At 71.8% G+C, this 20,314-nt stretch carries 12 protein-coding genes; 3 read left to right on the top strand and 9 right to left on the bottom strand.

The window, feature by feature from the left end; genetic code table 11:
• Positions 1 to 109 precede the first annotated feature (109 nt).
• Positions 110 to 1,525, bottom strand: a complete 1,416-nt coding sequence (gene proS, locus ABT245_RS20875) for a proline--tRNA ligase (protein WP_351735647.1) — start codon at positions 1,523 to 1,525, stop codon at positions 110 to 112.
• Between the two features lie 198 nt (positions 1,526 to 1,723).
• Here proS and ABT245_RS20870 point away from each other — a divergent pair, with 198 nt between their 5' ends.
• On the top strand, positions 1,724 to 2,599 hold the full coding sequence (locus tag ABT245_RS20870; protein WP_351735645.1) for a class I SAM-dependent methyltransferase: 876 nt from the start codon (positions 1,724 to 1,726) through the stop codon (positions 2,597 to 2,599).
• A 202-nt stretch (positions 2,600 to 2,801) separates the two neighbouring features.
• On the opposite strand, the gene ffh is transcribed toward ABT245_RS20870, so the two are convergent.
• The 5 genes from ffh to nsdA form a co-directional block, all read right to left on the bottom strand.
• A complete protein-coding gene (gene ffh, locus ABT245_RS20865) occupies positions 2,802 to 4,352 on the bottom strand; it encodes a signal recognition particle protein (RefSeq protein WP_351735643.1) in 1,551 nt (516 codons plus the stop codon).
• A 154-nt stretch (positions 4,353 to 4,506) separates the two neighbouring features.
• Positions 4,507 to 7,005, bottom strand: coding sequence for a [protein-PII] uridylyltransferase (locus tag ABT245_RS20860; RefSeq protein WP_351735641.1), 2,499 nt, complete (start codon positions 7,003 to 7,005; stop codon positions 4,507 to 4,509).
• A gap of 55 nt (positions 7,006 to 7,060) precedes the next feature.
• Positions 7,061 to 7,399, bottom strand: coding sequence for a P-II family nitrogen regulator (locus ABT245_RS20855; RefSeq protein WP_003997576.1), 339 nt, complete (start codon positions 7,397 to 7,399; stop codon positions 7,061 to 7,063).
• A complete protein-coding gene (locus ABT245_RS20850; protein WP_351735639.1) occupies positions 7,396 to 8,733 on the bottom strand; it encodes an ammonium transporter in 1,338 nt (445 codons plus the stop codon). Before ABT245_RS20850 ends, ABT245_RS20855 begins: the two co-directional genes overlap by 4 nt.
• A gap of 321 nt (positions 8,734 to 9,054) precedes the next feature.
• Positions 9,055 to 10,530, bottom strand: coding sequence for a transcriptional repressor NsdA (gene nsdA, locus ABT245_RS20845; protein ID WP_351735637.1), 1,476 nt, complete (start codon positions 10,528 to 10,530; stop codon positions 9,055 to 9,057).
• Positions 10,531 to 10,987: 457 nt separating this feature from the next.
• On the opposite strand from nsdA, the gene ABT245_RS20840 reads away from it, so the two are divergent.
• Positions 10,988 to 11,644: a bifunctional DNA primase/polymerase gene (locus ABT245_RS20840; RefSeq protein WP_351735635.1), complete on the top strand. Its 657-nt coding sequence runs from the start codon at positions 10,988 to 10,990 to the stop codon at positions 11,642 to 11,644.
• 577 nt (positions 11,645 to 12,221) lie between these two features.
• On the opposite strand, the gene ftsY is transcribed toward ABT245_RS20840, so the two are convergent.
• Positions 12,222 to 13,433, bottom strand: coding sequence for a signal recognition particle-docking protein FtsY (ftsY, locus tag ABT245_RS20835; RefSeq protein WP_351735633.1), 1,212 nt, complete (start codon positions 13,431 to 13,433; stop codon positions 12,222 to 12,224).
• Positions 13,434 to 13,836: 403 nt separating this feature from the next.
• Here ftsY and ABT245_RS20830 point away from each other — a divergent pair, with 403 nt between their 5' ends.
• Complete coding sequence (locus tag ABT245_RS20830) at positions 13,837 to 14,808, top strand: LLM class flavin-dependent oxidoreductase (protein ID WP_351735631.1); 972 nt, start codon at positions 13,837 to 13,839, stop codon at positions 14,806 to 14,808.
• A 214-nt stretch (positions 14,809 to 15,022) separates the two neighbouring features.
• Here ABT245_RS20830 and ABT245_RS20825 read toward each other — a convergent pair whose 3' ends face one another.
• Together ABT245_RS20825 and smc are read right to left on the bottom strand one after the other, a co-directional pair.
• Positions 15,023 to 16,441, bottom strand: a complete 1,419-nt coding sequence (locus ABT245_RS20825) for a sugar porter family MFS transporter (protein WP_351735629.1) — start codon at positions 16,439 to 16,441, stop codon at positions 15,023 to 15,025.
• Positions 16,442 to 16,650: 209 nt separating this feature from the next.
• A complete protein-coding gene (gene smc, locus ABT245_RS20820; protein ID WP_351735627.1) occupies positions 16,651 to 20,205 on the bottom strand; it encodes a chromosome segregation protein SMC in 3,555 nt (1,184 codons plus the stop codon).
• Between the last annotated feature and the right edge of the window lie 109 nt (positions 20,206 to 20,314).

Genomic DNA, 20,314 nt, shown 5'->3' with positions numbered 1-20,314 from the left:
GTAGTCCGACGCAGGACCCGGCGCGTGGAACGTGTCCGCGCGCCGGGGCGGATGTCGCCGGCTGATGCGCAAGAGTTGTTTCGGCCGCTCTCGCGGCGCACCTGTCGCCTCAGTAGGACCGCGCGACGACCGCGACGTTACCGGGAGCGTCGTCCGTGTCCGGCACCGACCCGTCCGCGGCGACCAGACACCGCACGGTGACGGCGTGCTCGGCCAGCCTGGCCTCGCCCTCCTCGCCGAGATCGGCCCACGGGATACGCGCCCAGCCGCCGGCGGTGGCGGCCTCGACGGCCTCCTCGACGGTGCTCACATCGGTGGTGCGGGACTCGCGGCGCTGCCTGGCCTGTTCCAGGAGCAGCGCCTGGTCCTCTTCCAGGATCTGCGGAAGCAGCCCGGCCAGCGCGTCCAGGGCGACCGGTGCCTTGCCGCCGGGGATCCGGCGGGCCAGCATCGCCGTGCCGTTCTCCAGGTCGCGCGGGCCGACCTCGATACGGACCGGCACACCCTTCAGCTCCCAGTCGACGGCGCGCCGGCCGAACGGCGTGTCCGTGCGGTCGTCCACCCGCACCCGGACCCCGGCCGCCTTCAGCCGGTCGCCGATCTCGCGGACCTTGGCCAGGACCGCCTCGTCGTCCTTGACCGCGAGGACCACGGCCTGGGTCTGCGCCAGGCGGGGCGGCACACGCAGCCCGTCGTCGTCGCCGTGCATCATCACCAAGGCGCCGATCATGCGGGTGGTGGACCCCCACGAGGTCTGCCACACGTACTCCTGCCGGCCGTCCTTCGACAGGTACTGGGTGTGGAAGACCTTGGCGAAGTTCTGGCCGAGTTCATGGCTGGTGCCCAGTTGCAGGGCCTTGCCGTCGCCCATCATGCCCTCCAGGGTGAGGGTGTTGATGGCGCCCGCGAACCGCTCACTGGCGGTCTTGCGGCCCGCCAGGACGTCCATGGCGAGGACGTTCTCCATGAAGTCGGCGTACACATGGCGGTGGATGTGCGCCGCGTAGTCCCGGGCGTCCTCATAGGTGGCGTGCGCGGTGTGGCCCTCCTGCCACAGGAACTCCGTCGTCCGCAGGAACACCCGCGGGCGCAGCTCCCAACGCACCACGTTCGCCCACTGGTTGATCAGCAGCGGCAGATCGCGGTAGCTCTGCACCCACTTGGCGAAGTAGTCATTGACGATCGTCTCCGAGGTGGGCCGGACGACGACGGGCTCCTCCAACTCCTTGCCGCCGGCATGCGTGACGACGGCCAACTCCGGCGCGAAACCCTCGACGTGCTCGGCCTCCCGGGTCAGGTACGACTGCGGGATGAACAGCGGGAAGTAGGCGTTGGCGGCGCCGGCCTCCTTGATCCGGGAGTCCATCTCGGCCTGCATCCGCTCCCACAGCCCGTACCCATACGGTCGGATCACCATGGTGCCGCGCACCGGACCGTTGTCGGCCAGCTCGGCCTTGTTGATCAGATCCTGGTACCAGCGGGGGAAGTCGACCGCCCGGGGTGTGAGAACGGGTGCCTTTGCCATGGCGCGATGGTACGGGTCCACGTTGCCGGGACGTGAATTCTCGCCACAGCCGCCCAGGCGCCGCAAACCGGGCCCCACGACCCCTGGACGCCGTCGCGAGCCGGGAGTTACCTGGCATACGTGGAGAGTGCGAACGCACGGCACGGGGGCCACGCAACGCGCACACCGGCAACCTTCGGCGGATTGGGGCGCTTATCCATGACACCTACGCTCGTGCGGCAGCACCCGTCCCCCGCGGGGCCCGCGCCCCGTACGGACCGGGGTGCACGCGCGCGTGACTGGTCCGAGATCCAGGAGCGGATGCTGGTCCCGCTCCATGAGTCGGTCTACGAACGTCTTGAAGTGGGCCCCGCCACCAGGCTGCTGGGCCTTCGCTGCGGTTCGGGGCTCGCCCTGCTGACGGCGGCGTCCCGAGGTGCCACGGTGACCGGGGTGGACTTGGGCCGACCCGAACTGCTCGCCCTCGCGCGGCAGCGCCTGCTGCCGCAGACGCCCGAGACGCCGGAGAGATTGCGCGCACGCGCGCGTGCGCGCGCCCGGATCGTCGACGGCGAGCCCGGGGACACGGCCGACGCAAAGACGCCCGCGTTCACCCTGGTGACCGCTTTCCAGCCGATCGGGTGCACGGCGGGCGACGCGGCGGAACTCGGCGGCCTGCTCGCCGCCGCGGTGCCGCTCGCCGCGCGCGGGGCGGCCGTGGTGCTGACCGGCTGGGGCCCGCCGGAGCACTGCGCCACCTCGTCCGTGCTGCGGGTGGCCGCCAAGCTGGCCGATCCCCTGCGCGGCGCGGCCGGTTGGCGCCCGGCCCGGGGCGACGACCTGGAGGAGGTCGGCCGGCGGGCCGGGCTGCGGCCGGCCGGTTCGGGGCGGGTGGCCTGCCCGTTCGGGTACGCGGACCTCGGAAGCGCGGTACGCGGACTGCTGTCGACGGGGCTGTTCGACACCGCGATCGCGGCCACCGACCAGGTACAGGTGGACAAGGAACTGCGGGAGGCGCTGCATCCCCATCGACGGCAGGACGGGACGGTATGGATGCCGAACGTCCTGCGCTATCTGATCGCCCGCGTCCCCTAGGGCGGCCCTAGACGCTCGGCTCAAGGGCGCACGGCGAAGACGCACGCCGCGAACGGCAGTCCGGCCGGAAACCCGTGGTGCTGACGACGGGCTTGGCCGTCACGGTGACGTGGTGCCGGGCCGGTGTTCGCCCGCAGCCGGCCGACGCCGAGGGCGCCCTTCCCGCCGAAGCGGGGAGGGACGCCCTCGCGGTCGCGCGGCCTCAGCCCATGAACTTCTTGAACTCGTCCGGCAGTTCGAACTCCTGCCCGCCCTGCTGCGGCAGGCCGAAGGCGCCTCCCTGCTGGGCCGCGGCCTCACGCCGCTGGGCCGCCTCCAGTTCCTGCTGCTTGCGCTTCATCGGGTTGCCCGAGCGCTGCTTGCCCTTGGCCTTCTTCGGCTGCTTCTTCGTCCGGCCGGGGCCGCCGCCCATACCCGGGATCCCCGGCATGCCGGGCATACCGCCGCCCTGGGCCATCCGGGACATCATCTTGCGCGCCTCGAAGAACCGTTCGACAAGCCCCTTGACCGCGCTGACCTCGACACCGGAACCCTTGGCGATCCGAGCGCGGCGGGAGCCGTTGATGATGGTCGGGTCCTGGCGCTCGGCCGGGGTCATCGACTTGATGATCGCGGCGGTGCGGTCGACGTCCCGCTCGTCCAGGTTGTTGATCTGGTCCTTGATCTGCCCCATGCCGGGCAGCATCCCGAGCAGCTTGCTGATGCTGCCCATCTTCCTGACCTGCTCCATCTGGGCCAGGAAGTCGTCCAGGGTGAAGTCCTGGCCCTTCTTCGACGCCAGCTTGGAGGCCATCTTCTCGGCCTCTTCCTGGCTGAACGTCTTCTCCGCCTGCTCGATCAGGGTGAGCAGGTCACCCATGTCGAGGATGCGGGAGGCCATCCGGTCCGGGTGGAAGGCGTCGAAGTCCTCCAGCTTCTCCCCGTTCGACGCGAACATGATCGGCTTGCCGGTGATCTGCCGGATCGACAGGGCCGCACCGCCGCGGGCGTCGCCGTCGAGCTTGGAGAGCACCACGCCGTCGAAGCCGACGCCGTCGCGGAAGGCCTCGGCCGTGTTGACGGCGTCCTGGCCGATCATCGCGTCGACGACGAAGAGGATCTCGTCGGGGTTGACGGCATCGCGGATGTCCGCGGCCTGCTGCATCATCTCCTGGTCGATGCCCAGGCGGCCCGCGGTGTCCACCACCACGATGTCGTGGACCTTGGACTTCGCGTGGTCGATGGAGTCCTTGGCGACCTTGACCGGGTCCCCTACGCCGTTGCCCGGCTCGGGCGCGTAGACCGCGACGCCGGCGCGCTCGGCGACGACACTGAGCTGGTTGACGGCGTTCGGGCGCTGGAGGTCGGCGGCGACGAGCAGCGGTGAATGGCCCTGCTCCTTGAGCCACCGGCCGAGCTTGCCCGCGAGGGTGGTCTTACCGGCGCCCTGCAGACCGGCCAGCATGATCACCGTGGGCGGCTGCTTGGCGAAGCGCAGCCGGCGGGTCTCACCGCCGAGAACCTGCACAAGCTCGCTGTTGACGATCTTGAGGACCTGTTGGGCAGGATTCAGCGCCCTGGAGACGTCCGCACCGAGCGCGCGCTCCTTGACGTTCTTGATGAACGTGCGCACGACAGGAAGGGCGACGTCGGCTTCGAGCAGCGCGATACGGATCTCGCGTGCGGTGGCGTCGATGTCCGCCTCGCTCAGACGCCCCTTGCCGCGCAAATTTTTGAAGGTCGCTGAGAGGCGATCGGAGAGAGTGTCGAACACGGCGGTGTCGGTCCTCGGGGTCGGAAGCTGGGTCGCCTTCCAGAGTATCTGGCCCCGCAAGCGAATCGGCCCTGCCCGCCGAGTTCAGCGGGCGGGGCCGGAGCCCCGCGTCGGCGGGGACCACGTCAGGCGACCGCACGACACGACGGGAAGGTCACGCACGCAGCGTCTCCTCCAGCACCCGGGCCGTCGACGCCGCGTCCCCGGCCGGCAGCGGCGTGCCCGCCTGCGTCGTCACGTAGAACGCGTCCACCGCGTTGGAGCCCAGCGTCGACACATGCATGCTGCGCACCCGCACCTCCGCCTTCTCCAGGGCCATGCCGATCCGGCACAGCAGCCCCGGCGCGTCCTGGGCCCGTACCTCGATCACCGTCGCGTGATGGGAGGCCGCCGGGGCGACCGTCACCCGGGGCGGCGGGGCCACCCGGCCGCGGCGGCGCGGGTAGGCCGCATCGCGTTCGGCGAGGCGGCCCGCGATGTCCAGGCTGCCGTCCAGCGCCCGCACCAGGTCGGCGCGCAGCCGTGCAGCCTGCGGCAGCGATCCGTACTCGGCCGCGACCCGCCAGTTCAGCAGCAGGACCGAGCCGTCGTCGACGTCGTCCGGCAGGCGCAGGGCGCGCAGCTCCGCCGTACGGACCGTGAGGCGGTGGACGGCGAGGACACCGGCCACCGCGGGCAGTACACCCGGCTGGTCGGGCACCGCGATGAGGAGTTCGACGCCCAGCGGCTCGGGATCGCCGACGTGCTCCGCCATGACCGGTTCCGTCTGCGCGCGCAGCGCGAGCACCGGTCCGTCGGTGCGGAACGCCTCGATGGCGAGCCGTTCCTGTTCGGCGGTGGGGGCGGCGGGCTCGGGCTCCTCGGGTGCGTCCCCGGCGAGCACCGCGGCGACGCGTTTCACCAGGTCGGCGACCAGGGCGCCGCGCCAGGACGACCAGGCGGCCGGGCCGGTGGCCAGTGCGTCCGCCTCGGTCAGCGCGTGCAGCAGCTCCAGTGTGCCCGGGGTGCCGACCGCGTCGGCGACCGCGCGCACGGTGGCCGGGTCCTCCAGGTCGCGCCGGGTGGCGGTCTCGATCAGCAGCAGGTGATGCCGTACCAGGGTGGAGAGCACGGCGGCCTCGGCACGGTCGAAGCCGATGCGCGCGGCCACGTCCTTGGCGATGATCTCGCCGGCCGTCGAGTGGTCGCCGGGCCAGCCCTTGCCGATGTCGTGCAGCAGGGCGGCGACCAGCAGCAGGTCGGGGCGGCCGACCCGGCGGGTCAGCTCGGAGGCGCGGACCGCCGTCTCGATCAGATGCCGGTCCACGGTCCACACGTGGACGGCGTTGCGCTGCGGGCGGCAGCGCACCCGCTCCCAGTCCGGCAGCAGCCGCGTGACCAGGCCCTCGGCCTCCAGCGCCTCCCAGACGTCCACGGTCGGACGGCCCGAGCCGAGCAGGGTGACGAGTTGTTCACGGGCCTCGGCGGGCCAGGGCGTGGGCAGCGGGCGCACGGAGGCCGCCATGCGCCGTACGGCGTGCAGGGAGAGCGGGAGGCCGGCCTGCGCGGCGGCGGCCGCGGCGCGCAGCGGTAGCACCGGGTCGCGTTCGGGGCGCGCGGTGCGGGCGAGCACCACTTCTCCGTCCTGCTCCACCACTCCCTCGGCGAGCGGGGAGCGTTCGGTGACCGGTTTGCCGCCCAGCGCCCTCCCGTCGCCCGCCACCGCCCTTCTGAGGAAGTCGCTTCGCTCCCTTGCCAGTTTGCGCAGCCGCGGGCGCACGGCGCGGGATCGCAGTACGCGCCCCACCTCGCGCCAGGTGACGTCACTGGCGTACGCGATGACGCGCGCCGCCTCGTACACCTGCCGCAGCAGGGTGTCGGCGTCCAGCAGGCCCAGGTCCGCCGCCACCTGGTCCTGCTCCTGGAGGGCGAGGCGGTCGGTGGCGCGGCCGGTGGCCAGGTGCAGGGCGTCCCGGACGTCGAGCAGACGTCGCCGGGCGTCCGCCAGTCCCTCGCGGGGCGCGTCGGCGAGCCAGGACGCGGCGACGGCGCGCAGCGCGGTGGCGTCCCTGAGGCCGCCGCGGGCCTCCTTGAGGTCCGGTTCCAGGAGGTACTGCAGTTCCCCCTGGCGTACGGCGCGCTCGGCGCACAGCTCCTGGAGTTCGGGCAGGCGTTTCGGTGCCTGGTTGCGCCAGTCGGCGAGCACGGCCGTGCGCAGTGCGGTGGTGAGTCCCAGATCGCCCGCGATGTGCCGGGCGTCGAGCAGCCCGAGCTGGACCTTGAGGTCGTCGCCCGCGGTCTTCCGGGCCTCCGAGGGTGTGCGCACGGAGTGGTCGAGGGCGAGGCCGAGGTCCCAGACCGGGTACCAGATGCGGTCGGCCAGGGCGGCGACCGCCTTGGTGTCGCCGCCGTCGTGCAGCAGCAGGAGGTCGAGGTCGCTGCGCGGGGACAGCTCGCCGCGGCCGTAGCCGCCGACGGCGACGAGGGAGACGCCCCTGATGCCGTCGGCCGCCGCGGTGACCAGGCGGGTCAGCCAGTCGTCGGTCAGCTCGGCGAGGGCCGCACGGCGCGGCGGCCCGGACCGCGCCCCCTCGGTGAGGAGGCGCAGCCGGGCCGCCGCGTAGCCGCCGGGTCCCGAGTGCTCCGCGTCTTTCCGAACATCTGTATCCGTCACCCGGCGACTCCTTTCCTTCTTGGTCGGACGGCCTTGTGCCGGACGGCGCGTCCGGTCAGAGGGCGTCCGGGCCGCGCTCGCCGGTGCGGACCCGGACGGCCGTCTCGACCGGCAGGGACCAGACCTTGCCGTCACCGATCTTGCCGGTGCGGGCCGCCTTGACGATGACGTCGATCAGCTGCTCGGCGTCGTCGTCCTCGGCCAGCACCTCGATACGGATCTTGGGTACCAGGTCGACCGTGTACTCGGCGCCGCGGTAGACCTCGGTGTGTCCCCGCTGTCGTCCGTAGCCGCTCGCCTCGGTGACGGTCAGACCGTGCACCCCGAAGGCTTGCAGGGCTTCCTTGATCTCGTCGAGCCGGTGGGGCTTGACGACGGCGGTGATGAGCTTCATGCGTCCACCTTCTTGCTCTGCATGGCGGTCAGGGCGGACGCGGCGGTGCCCACGACTCCGCCGCCGGCGCCGCTGAAGTCGTATGCGGTCTCGGCGTGCTCGGCCTGGTCGATGCCGGAGACCTCTTCGTCCTCGGTGACCCGCATGCCGATGGTCCTGTCGAGGAGGAAGGCGAGGACAGCGGAGGCTATCAGGGAGTAGGCGAGGACGCCGAAGACGCCGGCGCACTGCTTCCAGAACTGGTCCAGGCCGCCGCCGTAGAACAGGCCCTTGACGTCGGACTGGCCCTTGCCGCTGGCGAAGAAGCCGATGAGCAGGGAGCCGGCGATGCCGCCGACCATGTGGACGCCGATCACGTCGAGGGAGTCGTCGTAGCCGAACTTGTATTTCAGGCCCACGGCCATCGCGCACAGGACACCGGCGATGACGCCGACGGCGATCGCGCCGAGCGGGGAGACCGCGCCACCGGACGGGGTGATCGCGACCAGGCCGGCGACCGCGCCGGAGGCGGCGCCCAGCGTGGTGAAGGCGCCGTGCCGGATCTTCTCGTAGGCGAGCCAGGCCAGCATGGCGGCGGCGGTGGCGACCTGCGTGTTGACGAACATCAGCGCGCCGACGCCGTCCTCGTTGCCGAGCCAGGAGCCGGCGTTGAAGCCGAACCAGCCGAACCACAGCAGACCGGCGCCGAGCATGACCAGCGGGAGGCTGTGCGGGCGCATCGGGTCCTTCTTGAAGCCGACGCGCTTGCCGATGACGAGGATCACGCCGAGTGCCGCGGCACCCGCGTTGATGTGCACCGCCGTACCGCCGGCGAAGTCGATCACGCCGAGGTCGAAGGCCCAGCCGCCGGAGCCCCACACCCAGTGCGCCACCGGGAAGTAGACGACCGTGACCCACAGCACCAGGAAGACGGCCCACGCCGAGAACTTCACGCGGTCCGCGAGGGCGCCGCTTATCAGGGCGGGCGTGATGATCGCGAACATCAGCTGGAAGACCGCGAAGACGAAGACCGGGATCGTGTAGCCGTCCCAGAGGGCCAGCTTGTCGATCCCGCTGAAGCCGACGAAGCCGGAGGTCCAGCCGACGATGGAGCCCTTGTCGGCGCCGAAGGCCATGGAGAAGCCGTAGAGCACCCACAGGATGGTGACGATGCCCAGGCTGATGAAACTCATCATCAGCATGTTCAGGGTGGACTTGACCCGGACCATGCCCCCGTAGAAGAAGGCCAGGCCGGGGGTCATGAGCATCACCAGGGCGGAGCAGATGAGCATGAAGCCTGTGTTCGCGGCGGACAGCTTGTGCGCCTCCGCGGCAAGCGTGATGGCTGGTGCCATCGGCGTCTCCTCGTCGGTCGGTACGGCCCGTGCGGGCGAAGCCTGACTGTGGTCCGGCCATGAGGGATGGGCCGGTTATGCGCCCTGAGACTGGCGCAGCGCGGTTTCGGTCGAGGCCCCTCGTTGTTTCACCGGGGTGACGAAGACGCCGTGCGTGTTACGCGTCGATGAACTGCCGGATCGGACGACGTCCATCGTCATCGTGGCGCAACCTTCCGCACGGGAAAACGGACCGGCCGCGGGCGACCCTCCGATGACCTGGCATGGGGGAGCCGAGTCGGGCTGTGCGGGAGGGCCGGCCGCGGCCGGGGTTCTGGGGGTTCAGACCGCTTCCGCGGTCTCCGGGAGGGTGCTGGCGAGCTGGTCGGTGAGGTCGATGACCTCGGCGAGGTCGCCGAAGTCGCGCACGGCCGTGTCGACGGTCTTTCGGATACGGGTGTTCACCCGCTCGGAGCGCACCTTCTTGGCGACGCTCATCGCCTGTGCGGCGTACGCCGTGCCCTGCTCGGGCTCGCGGCGCAGCAGGTGCACGGTGGCCATGCCGATCAGGTTCAGTGCGTACGACCGCTGGTGCTCGTGGTCCGTGGCGAACAGCTCGACGGCCCGCTGCATCAGGGGCTCGGCCAGGGAGGCGTAGGCGGGGCTGCGGCCGGCCACGTAGGCGAGGTCGCGGTAGGAGTGGGAGTTCTCGCCGTACAGCTCGGCCTCGGAGAAGAAGCGGATCCAGTCGGGGTCCGGCTCGTCCCATTCGTCGGCGTCGGCGAAGGCGTCCTCGGCCATCCGGACCGCCCGCTTGCACTTGCCGGGCTGTCCCATGTTGGCGTAGGCGCGGGCCTCCATCGCATACAGCATGGACTGGGTGCGCGGGCTCGCGCAGTCCCGGCTGCCGTACTGGGCGAGGTGGATCAGTTCCAGGGCGTCGTCGGGCCGGCCGAGATGGATCATCTGCCGGCTCATGCTGGAGAGGATGTACGAGCCGAGGGGCTTGTCGCCGGCCTCCTTGGCGGCGTGCAGGGCGAGGACGAAGTACTTCTGCGCGGTGGGCTGGAGCCCGACGTCGTAGCTCATCCAGCCGGCCAGTTCGGCGAGTTCGGCGGCGACCTTGAAGAGCTTCCTGCTGGTGGCCTCCGGCTGGGGTTCCTGGAGCAGGTCGGTCACCTCGTGCAGCTGGCCGACGACCGCCTTGCGGCGCAGGCCGCCGCCGCACTGGGCGTCCCACTGGCGGAACATCATCGCGGTGGACTCCAGCAGGTCCAGCTCGGGCTTGGACAGCCGGCCGGGGCGCCGGGACTCGGCGGGGGTCTCGGGTGCGGGCCGCGGGGAGGGCGGCGAGGGGACGAGCCAGCGCTGCATCGGCTCGATGAGGGAGGGGCCAGCGGACAGGGTCAGTGAGTTCCCGAGGAAGCCGCGCCGCGCCAGCATGAGGTCGCTGCGCGAGAACTCGCTGAGCAGGGCCACTGTTTGCGGGCCCGTCCAGGGCAGGTCGACGCCGGTCGCGGAGGGTGTGGGGCGGGCGGCGCGCAGGCCGAGGTCCTCGACGGAGACGACGCAGCCGAACCGCTCGGAGAACAGTTCGGACAGGATCCTGGGGATCGGCTCGCGGGGGTTCTCGCCGTCCAGCCAGCGGCGCACCCGGGAGGTGTCCGTCGAGATGTGGTTGGCCCCCAACTGGCGGGCCCGGCGGTTCACTTGGCGGGCCAGCTCGCCCTTGGACCAGCCGCTGCGCACGAACCACGAGCCCAACAGCTCATTGGGGCGCTTGTCAGCGTTCGTCCCGCCACCGCCGTTGCCGCCCACTGGAACGCCCCCATTCCTGAGACCACTTGTCACCGCGTGCGCCAAGCCCTATCAGAATGCCGGTGGGCAAGGCCGCCCGTCCGGCGAATCTCACCCTTCGAACGGGATGCCGAGTTGCCTCCGGCATACCCGAAGTTGCATGTGCCCCAGGCCTCGTGCACTCAAAGTAATCCTACGATCACCCGTCCTGCCATGGCGATCCCAGAAACGCCACCATTCGCCACCCCTTCGAATGAACTCACTGTCACCCAGGCGCGATTCACTTGACATAGGACGGACGGAAGTAGATGCAGCGGTGCACTCGGGGGCGCGCAGTTCCCTGTGTACCACTGGGGACGCTTCATGGCGCCGCTCGGCTCCCATGGGATGCAGGGGTAGACGGAGCCATATGGTCACGTTCCGCTTCCGTCTCGTTCCACGTCGTAACCATCGGCGTGCCGGACCCGTTGGAGGGGGCATGGGCTTCACGATCGGCGGCATTCGCGAGATCCGCTCCGGTACGCGTCGACGCGTCCGCTCGTCGGAGTGCACCACGGTCGCCGAGTTCACCGGGCTGTGGGGCTGGGACGTGGTGCCGGGCGCACGGACCGTGGGGGGCACCTGTTCCTGCGGCCGACCGGACTGCCGTAAGCCGGGCGCCCATCCGCTGGAGTTCGCATCCCAGATCCCCGCCGGGGCCACGCTCGACGAAGTCACCAGGTCCTGGGGCGAGTTCCCCGGCGCCGCGGTGATGCTGCCGGTCGGCCGCGCGTTCGACGTGCTGGAGGTGGCCGAGCCCGCCGGGCGCCGGGCCCTGGCCCGCCTGGAGCGGATGGGTCTGCCCCTGGGCCCGGTCGTCGCGACCCCCGACGGCCGCGCCCAGTTCCTGGTCGCCCCCGGCGCCGCCGCCGAACTCCCCGTGCTCCTGTACCGCCTCGGCTGGGACGACCCGACCGCGCTCGACCTGCGCGGCCTCGGCCCCGGCGAGTACATCACGGCCCCGCCCTCCGACCGGGGCGACCTGGGCCCGGCCCACTGGCTCCGCCCGCCGGCCCTCGACTCGGCGACCGGCCCCCCGGCGGCCCGCCTGCTCCTGGGCACCCTGGCCTACGTAGCCCACCGCTCCCGAGCCTGACCCTCCGGGGGTACGGCCGGGGCATACGGCGCGCGGAGGCTTTCGGGGGTTTCCCTGGTCGGCGCGACGGGCGGGTGGAACGCCGGCGCAAGGACTGCCACGGGCGACCGAACACGAGCCGCCCCGGCGCGTCCGCACGGTTCGCTCTCCCCAGCCCACGGAAGAGGTGCCGCAGCGAACGGGCCCGAGCCGCCCCGGGGTCCGTACCGTGCCGCGAACCTACGGACACTCAAGCCGTCCCACGCCGCAGAGCCACCAAACACCCCAAAGCCACCACCACTCCCCCCCCAAGCCGACGCACCCGCCCCACCACCGCTCCCCCAAGCCGGCGCGCCCGCCCCACCGTCACGAATCCCCCAAGCCGGCGCGCCCGCCCAACCGTCACGACTCCCCGGGGCCAGGCGCGCGCCGCCGGCTGGCGGGGCGGCCGGCTGGCGCCCAGGGCTCACATGCCGCCACACCGCCACAAACGCCCCAGGCCGGTGCCGTGGGCCGGGCGCTTACGTGGCGGCGCCCGCTCCCGGGTGGGGTCCGGGGCGGGCGCCGATTGCCTTGTGGGGGATGTCGCGGGTGGGGGTCACTCTCCGATCAGGGCGTCGACGAACGCCTCCGGCTCGAACGGCGCCAAGTCGTCCGCGCCCTCGCCGAGGCCGATGAGCTTGACCGGGACGCCCAGCTCACGCTGGACGGCGACCACGATGCCGCCCTTGGCCGTGCCGTCGAGCTTGGTCAGCACGATGCCGGTGATGTCGACGACCTCGGCGAAGACCCGGGCCTGGACCAGCCCGTTCTGCCCGGTGGTGGCATCGAGGACGAGCAGCACCTCGTCGAGCGGGGCATGCTTCTCGACCACGCGCTTGACCTTCCCCAGCTCGTCCATGAGCCCGGTCTTGGTGTGCAGCCGCCCGGCGGTGTCGATGAGCACCACGTCGACGCCCGTCTCCTTGCCCTCCTTCACCGCGTCGAACGCGACGGAGGCGGGATCCCCGCCCTCCGGCCCGCGCACGGTGTAGGCGCCGACCCGCTCGCCCCAGGTCTGCAACTGGTCGGCGGCGGCGGCCCGGAAGGTGTCGGCGGCGCCGAGGACGACCGTGCGCCCATCGGCGACCAGGACCCGGCCCAGCTTGCCGGTGGTGGTGGTCTTGCCGGTGCCGTTGACGCCGACGACCATGACGATCCCCGGCTTGCGGCCCTCCGGCTCGGTCTTCACCGTGCGGTCCACATCGGTGCCGACCAGCTTGAGCAGTTCCTCGCGCAGCAGCCCGCGCAGTTGCTCGGGCGTACGGGTGCCGAGCACCTTCACGCGCTCGCGCAGGCCCTCGACCAGCTCCTGGGTGGGCTGCACACCGACGTCGGCGGTCAGCAGGGTGTCCTCGATCTCCTCCCAGGTCTCCTCGTCGAGGTGCTCGCGCGACAGCAGGGTGAGCAGCCCCTTGCCGAGGGCGTTCTGCGAGCGGGACAGACGGGCGCGCAGCCGCACCAGGCGGCCGGCGGTGGGTTCCGGAACCTCGATCTCGGGCGCCGGCAGTTCTTCGACGGCGGGCGGTTCCTCGACGGCGGTCGGGGCCGAGCCGCCCGGGAGGTCCACCTCCTCGATCGTGCGGCGCGACTCGTCGTGCGGCGTCTCGGCCTCGTCGCCGACATGCGGCTCGGCCGGAGGAGCGGTGATGTCCGGCGCGGCGGGTGGCGGCGGGGGCAGCGACCTGCGGCGCCGGCTGCCGACGACGAGCCCGCCGATCGCGCCGAGCACGACCACGGCGATGACTACAGCAAGGATGACGGTTTCCATAACCCGACCAGTATCAGCCATGGGTCCCGACCTGACCCAGCTTGTGTGTTCCTCCAAGCGACAAAGGCCACCTTGGGGGCTTTGTCAGGTTACGCACCATGTCGCCGCACGGGCACCACCACCGACCACGAGGGCGCCGGGCCGCCCCGCAGGGGACCCGCGCGGAGCCTCGAAATCCGCGGCCTCGAACCGGTCCCGTCGCACGAACGCACGGCGCCGGTCCACAGCCTCGTTCCCACCCGGATCGCCGCCGACATCACGGTCCTGCCGCCGACGACGGGCGCGGGCAGCTGGCGCCGGACGGGGCGGGGGCGGCCGAGGAGTTCACGACTCTGGCTGTCTGACGCATCGTCAGCTAACGTCCCCGCGACCGCACCAACCACCCGGTGACAGGGGGACCTCCATGCCCGCAACGGTCGTCCGTTTCAACCTCGTCGAACCCGGCGCCACCCCCGCCGCGCTCGCCGCCCGCTACCGGGCCGCCCTGGAGATGGCCGGCTACGCCGACGAACAGGGCATCACCACCATCCAGACCGAGGAGCACCACGGCGTCGCCGACAACTGGATGCCGTCGCCGTTCGTGTTCGCGGGCGCGGTGTTCGGGGCGACACGGCAGATCGCGGTCACGGTGTCCGCGGCCATCGGCCCGCTGCACGACCCGCTGCGGCTGGCGGAGGACATCGCCGTGCTCGATCTGCTGAGCGGCGGCCGGCTGGTCACCGTCGCCGGGATCGGGTACCGGCCCGAGGAGTACGCCCGCAGCGGCGTGGACTGGAAGCGGCGCGGCCGGCTCCAGGACGAGCTGCTGGAGACCCTGCTGAAGGCGTGGACCGGCGAGGAGTTCGCGTACCGGGGCCGGACGGTCCGAGTCACGCCGCGTCCGTGCACCGAGCCGCACCCGCTGCTCCTGGTCGGCGGCTCCTCCCGGGCCGCGGCCCGCCGGGCGGCCCGGCTCGGCCTGCCGTTCTTCCCCAGTGCGCACCTGCCGGAGCTGGAGGGGTACTACAAGGAGCGGCTGGTCGAGTACGGCACGCAGGGCTGGACGTTGATGCCCGGCGCCGAGACCCCGCTGCTGCACATCGCCGAGGACCCGGACCGGGCGTGGGCCGAGTACGGCCGGTACTTCCTGCACGAGGCCCGCACATACGCGTCCTGGCAGTCCGGGGACATCCGCTCGGCGGTGCGCTCAGCGGCCACGACGGTGGACGAGCTGCGCGCGGAGGGCGTGTACCGGATCCTCACTCCCGAGGAATGCGTGGCGCAGGGCCTCGACAACCTGGTGCTGCACCCCCTGGCGGGCGGAATGCCCCTGGAGGAGGCCTGGCGCAGCCTCCACCTGTTCACCCGCCAGGTACTCCCGTCCCTGAAGAACTGACCCCGTACGAGCCCCCAGCGGGCGCGGGGAACGGCGCGCCCAGCCACAACCAAGCCGCAGTCGGCCGACGACCCATAACGCCCAGTCCCGCCCGCGCCCAGCCACAACCAAGCCGCAGCCGGCCGACGACCCATAACGCCCAGTCCCGCCCGCGCCCAGCCACAACGAAACCGCACACTGACACCGGCCCGTCTCGGCCGAACCGGCGGAGCGGTCAGCCCATCTCCTCCAGCGCCTTGCCCTTCGTCTCCTTGACGAACCTGAGGACGAACGGGATGGAGAGCGCGGCGAACACCGTGTAGATCACATAGGTCGCCGACAGGTTCCAGTCGGCCAGCGACGGGAAGCTCGCGGTGATGGCCCAGTTGGCGATCCACTGCGCGGAGGCGGCCACGCCCAGCGCGGCGGCACGGATCCGGTTCGGGAACATCTCGCCGAGGAAGACCCAGACGACCACGCCCCAGGAGAGCGCGAAGAAGAGGACGAAGACATGGGCGGCGATCAGGGCGACCCAGCCCTGCGTGGCCGGCAGCTTCCCGTCGACCAGGTGATGGGAGAACGCCCATGCCTCCAGCGCGAGACCGACGACCATGCCGACCGAGCCGATGAGCGCGAGCGGCTTGCGGCCGATGCGGTCGACGAAGATCATCGCGATCACGGTGCCGACGATGTTGATGATCGACGTGGTGAAGGAGTAGAGGAACGAGTCCGTCGGGTCGACGCCGACCGACTGCCACAGCGTCGAGGAGTAGTAGAACGCGACGTTGATGCCCACGAACTGCTGGAACACCGACAGGCCGATGCCGACCCAGACGATCGGCCTGAAGAAGAAGGAGCCGCCGAGCAGGTCCTTGAAGGTGGACTTGTGCTCGCTCTTCATGGCGTGCTCGATCTCGGCGACCCGGGCGTCGAGGTCGACCCCCTTGCCCTCGACCTCGGCGAGGATCTCGCGGGCCCGCTCGCGCCTGCCGACGGAGAGCAGGAAGCGGGGCGACTCGGGGATGGCGAAGGACAGCAGCCCGTACAGGGCGGCCGGGACGACCATGACGCCGAGCATGACCTGCCAGGCCTCAAGGCCCATCAGCCGGCCGCGCTGCTGGCCGCCCGCGGCGTTCAACAGGCCCCAGTTGACCAGCTGCGAGACGGCGATGCCCACCACGATCGCGGCCTGCTGGAAGGAGCCGAGGCGGCCGCGATAGGCCGGCGGGGCGACCTCGGCGATGTAGGCGGGGCCGATGACCGAGGCCATGCCGATGGCGAAGCCGCCGACGATCCGCCAGAAGGCGAGGTCCCAGAGCGCGAAGGGCAGCGCGGAGCCGACGGCGCTGACCGTGAAGAGGATCGCGGCGATCTGCATGCAGCGGATGCGGCCGATGCGGTCCGCTATCCGGCCGGCGGTCGCGGCGCCGACGGCACAGCCGATCAGGGCGATGGCGATGACCTGGGCGAGGGCCGCAGAGCCGATGTCGTAGCGGCTGCGGATGGCCTCCACGGCGCCGTTGATCACGGAGCTGTCGTATCCGAAGAGGAAGCCGCCCATCGCGGCCGCCGCCGCGATGAAGACGACGTGCCCGAGATGGTCGGGGTGAGCTGTTCCGGCTCCTGACTGGGGTGCCTGCGCTGTGCTGGTCACGTTGATACTCCTCGGGCCGCCGGCAACGCCGCCGGGGTGGGGGTGAGCCCTTCAGGTACCAGTGGCGCACAAGATCAAACCGCTCACACCTGAAGACAAAAACAACGTCGCAGAGACTATGCCTTCAAGTTTCGAAGTCAAATTCGATCACGGTGCCCCCATAGAGGCCAGCGAATCCGATGAGCCGGGTTCACTTCTTAAATGAGGTATCAGTGGAGCCGCTGCGAGATGACCTTCGACACACCATCGCCCTGCATGGAGACGCCGTAGAGCGCGTCGGCGACCTCCATCGTGCGCTTCTGGTGAGTGATCACGATCAGCTGGGAGGCCTCCTGCAACTCCTGCATGATGCGGATCAGCCGCTGGAGGTTGGTGTCGTCGAGGGCGGCCTCGACCTCGTCCATGACGTAGAACGGGCTGGGCCGGGCCTTGAAGATGGACACGAGCAGCGCGACGGCGGTGAGCGAGCGCTCCCCGCCGGACAGCAGGGACAGCCGCTTGACCTTCTTGCCCGGCGGCCGGGCCTCCACGTCCACGCCCGTGGTGAGCATGTTGTCGGGGTCGGTCAGCACCAGCCGCCCGTCGCCGCCCGGGAAGAGCCGGCTGAAGACGCCCTCGAACTCCCGGGCCGTGTCCCGGTACGCCTCCGTGAAGACCTGCTCGACACGCTCGTCGACCTCCTTCACCACTTGAAGCAGATCGGCGCGCGTCTTCTTCAGGTCCTCCAACTGCTCGCTGAGGAACTTGTGCCGTTCCTCCAGCGCGGCGAACTCCTCCAGGGCGAGCGGATTCACCTTGCCGAGCTGCTGGTAGGCGCGTTCGGCGGCCTTCAGCCGCTTCTCCTGCTCGGCGCGCACGAACGGCCGCGGGCGATTGCGCGGGTGCTCCGGGTCGTCTGGCAGTTCCTCGCCCTCGGCGGGCGGGGAGGGCGGCACCGGCTGGTGCGGGCCGTACTCGCCGACGAGTCCCGCCGGCTCCACGCCCAGCTCCTCCAGCGCCTTGGTCTCCAGCTGCTCCATCCGCAGCCGCTTCTCCGCGCCGAGCACTTCTCCCCGGTGCACCGAGTCGGTCAGCTTGTCGAGTTCGGCCTTGAGGTCGCGCCCGGCGTTCCGTGCGGCGGTCAGCTCCTGCTCCCGGCGTGCCTTGGCCGCCTCGGCGGCGGTGCGCTCCGCGTCGGCCCGGCCCAGCGACACCTCGACATGTGCGAGCAGCTGCCGCGCGCCGGAGGCCACGGCCTGCGCCACCGAGGCCTCGTACCGCAGCCGGGCGCGCCGCTGTTCGGCACGCGCGCGTGCCTCGCGTTCCGCGCGGGCGCCCCGGTCGAGCGCGTCGGCCCGGCCGGCGAGCCCCTTGACCCGCTCCTCGTGGGTGCGGACCTGGAGCCGTGCCTCCATCTCGGTCTGCCGGGCGTTGGCGCCGTCGGCGGCCAGCCGGTCCCGTACGGAGGTGTCGGGTTCCTCCTCGATCGGCATCTCCTCGGCGACGGCGAGCCGTTCGGCCAGTTCCTCGGCCTCCCGCACGGCCCGGTCCAGTGCCTCCTGCGCCCGGGCCGCCGCCGCGGTGGACCGCTCGGCCTCGCCGGCCGCGCCCCGCGCCTGCCCGGCGAGCCGCCCGAGCTGCTGGGCGACGGCCGACTTCTCCCGGTCGGCGGCCCGGCGCCGCTCCCCCAGTTCCTCCACGAGCGCGGCGCACTCCCGGCGCCGCTCCTGCGCCGCGCCCTGCGCCTCGGTCAGCCGCGCGCAACGCACGGCCAGCTCGTCGAGTTCGGCGGCCGCCTCGTCGACGGACGCCTGCACTTCCAGCAGGCTCGGCGCCCCGGCCGACCCGCCGTGCGCCACATGGGCGCCGAGCAGATCGCCCTCGGCGGTGACGGCGGTCAGCCCGGGGTGCGCCTGGACCAGGTCCTCGGCGTCTTCGAGAGTGCCGACCACGACGACGCAGCGCAGCAGCCGCCGCACGGCGGGCATCAGCTCGGCGGGGCCCTGGACGAGATCGGCGGCGTACGGCGCTTTGTCCGGGTGCGGCTGCCGCGGTACGTCGTCGGGGGCCCCGCCGAGCAGGAGCGCCGCGCGGCCCGCGTCCTGCTTGCGCAGCAGCCGGATGGCGTCCGCAGCCGAGGCGGGCGTGGTCACCGCGACGGCGTCCGCCGCCGCGCCGAGGGCCGCCGCCAGCGCGGTCTCATGGCCCGGCGCCACGGTGAGCAGTTCCGCCGCCGGGCCGAGCACGCCGGTGAGCCGGTCCCTCGCCCCGAGCAGCGCGCCGGTGCCGTCCTTGCGGCGCAGGCCAAGCGCCAGCGCCTCGTGCCGGGCCCGGGTCGCGGCGCGCCGGCGCTCCGCCACGGTGGCCGCCTCCCGAGCGGCGGTCAGTTCGGACTCCGCCTCGGCCAGCGCCGCCTTCGCCGCGTCGTGCCGCTCGGCGAGTTCGGCGTCGCCCGCGTCGAGGCCGTCGACCTCGGCCTTCAGTGCCTCGTACTCCTCCTGTGCCCCTGCGGCCCGCTCCTGGGCCTCGTCCCGTGCAGCGGCCAGCCGGTCGATCTCGGACTGGGCCGCGGCGGCGCGTGAGCGGGCCGCGTTGACCTGCCCGTTCAGCCGGGCCAGGCCCTCGCGGCGGTCAGCGATGGCGCGTGCCACGTCCTTCAGGCGGCGTTCCTCGACGGCTAGTTCGCGTTCCAGTTCGGCGCGGTGGGTGACGGTGTCGTCGAGGGCGCGCTGGGCCGCCTCCAGGGCCGTCTCCAGCTCGGCCTCCTGCTCACGGATGCGGGCGGCCTCCCGTTCCATGTCCTCCGGGTCCCGGCCGCGCCGCTCCTCGGGGGGCGCGGCCGTGGCGCTCTTGACCCGCGCGTCGGCCAGCGAGATCGTGCCGCGTACCCGCTCGGCCAGCTGGGACAGCTCGTACCAGGTCTGCTGGGCGCGCTGCAGCCGGGGCGTGAGCCGGCGCACCTCGTCCTCGAGCAGCGCCTCGCGCTGGAGCGCCTTCCTCAGTTCCCGTTCGGCTGCCTCCTTGCGCTCCTTCAGCGCGGCCTCGTCGGCGATCTCGGCCTTCAGTGCCTCGCGCAGCCGTACCAGGTCGTCGGCGAGCAGCCGCAGCCGCGCGTCCCGCAGGTCGGCCTGGATCACGGCCGCCCTGCGGGCGACCGCCGCCTGCCGGCCGAGCGGCTTCAGCTGGCGGCGCAGTTCGTCGGTGAGGTCCTGCACGCGCGACAGGTTGGCCTGCATCGCGTCCAGTTTCCTGAGCGCCTTCTCCTTGCGCTTGCGGTGCTTGAGGACGCCGGCGGCCTCCTCGATGAAGGCACGGCGGCCGGTGGGATCGGCGTGCAGGACGGAGTCGAGCTGGCCCTGGCCGACGATGACATGCATCTCGCGGCCGATGCCGGAGTCCGACAGCAGCTCCTGGATGTCCAGGAGACGGCAGGTGTCGCCGTTGATCTGGTACTCGCTGCCGCCGTTGCGGAACATGATCCGCGTGATGGTGACCTCGGAGTACTCGATGGGCAGCGCGCCGTCGGAGTTGTCGATGGTCAGGGACACCTCGGCCCGGCCGAGCGGCGGGCGGCCGGTGGTGCCGGCGAAGATGACGTCCTCCATCTTGCCGCCGCGCAGCGACTTGGCACCCTGCTCGCCCATCACCCAGCTGAGCGCGTCGACGACGTTGGACTTGCCCGAGCCGTTCGGTCCCACGACGCACGTGATCCCCGGCTCGAACCGGAGCGTGGTCGCCGAGGCGAACGACTTGAACCCGCGCAGGGTCAGGGCCTTGAGGTGCACGCCGGTGGACTTTACCCGCCGCCGCTATCTCACTCCATGAACCCTCGCAACCCTCGCGGTTTCACGCATGAACATGCAGGGCACACCACACGTTAAAGACAGTGAAAGG

The organism is Streptomyces sp. NPDC001508 (genome assembly GCF_040298665.1).
GTDB lineage: Bacteria > Actinomycetota > Actinomycetes > Streptomycetales > Streptomycetaceae > Streptomyces.
Note: the sequence above shows the minus strand (reverse complement) of the source record. Positions and strands in the feature narration are given on the sequence as shown.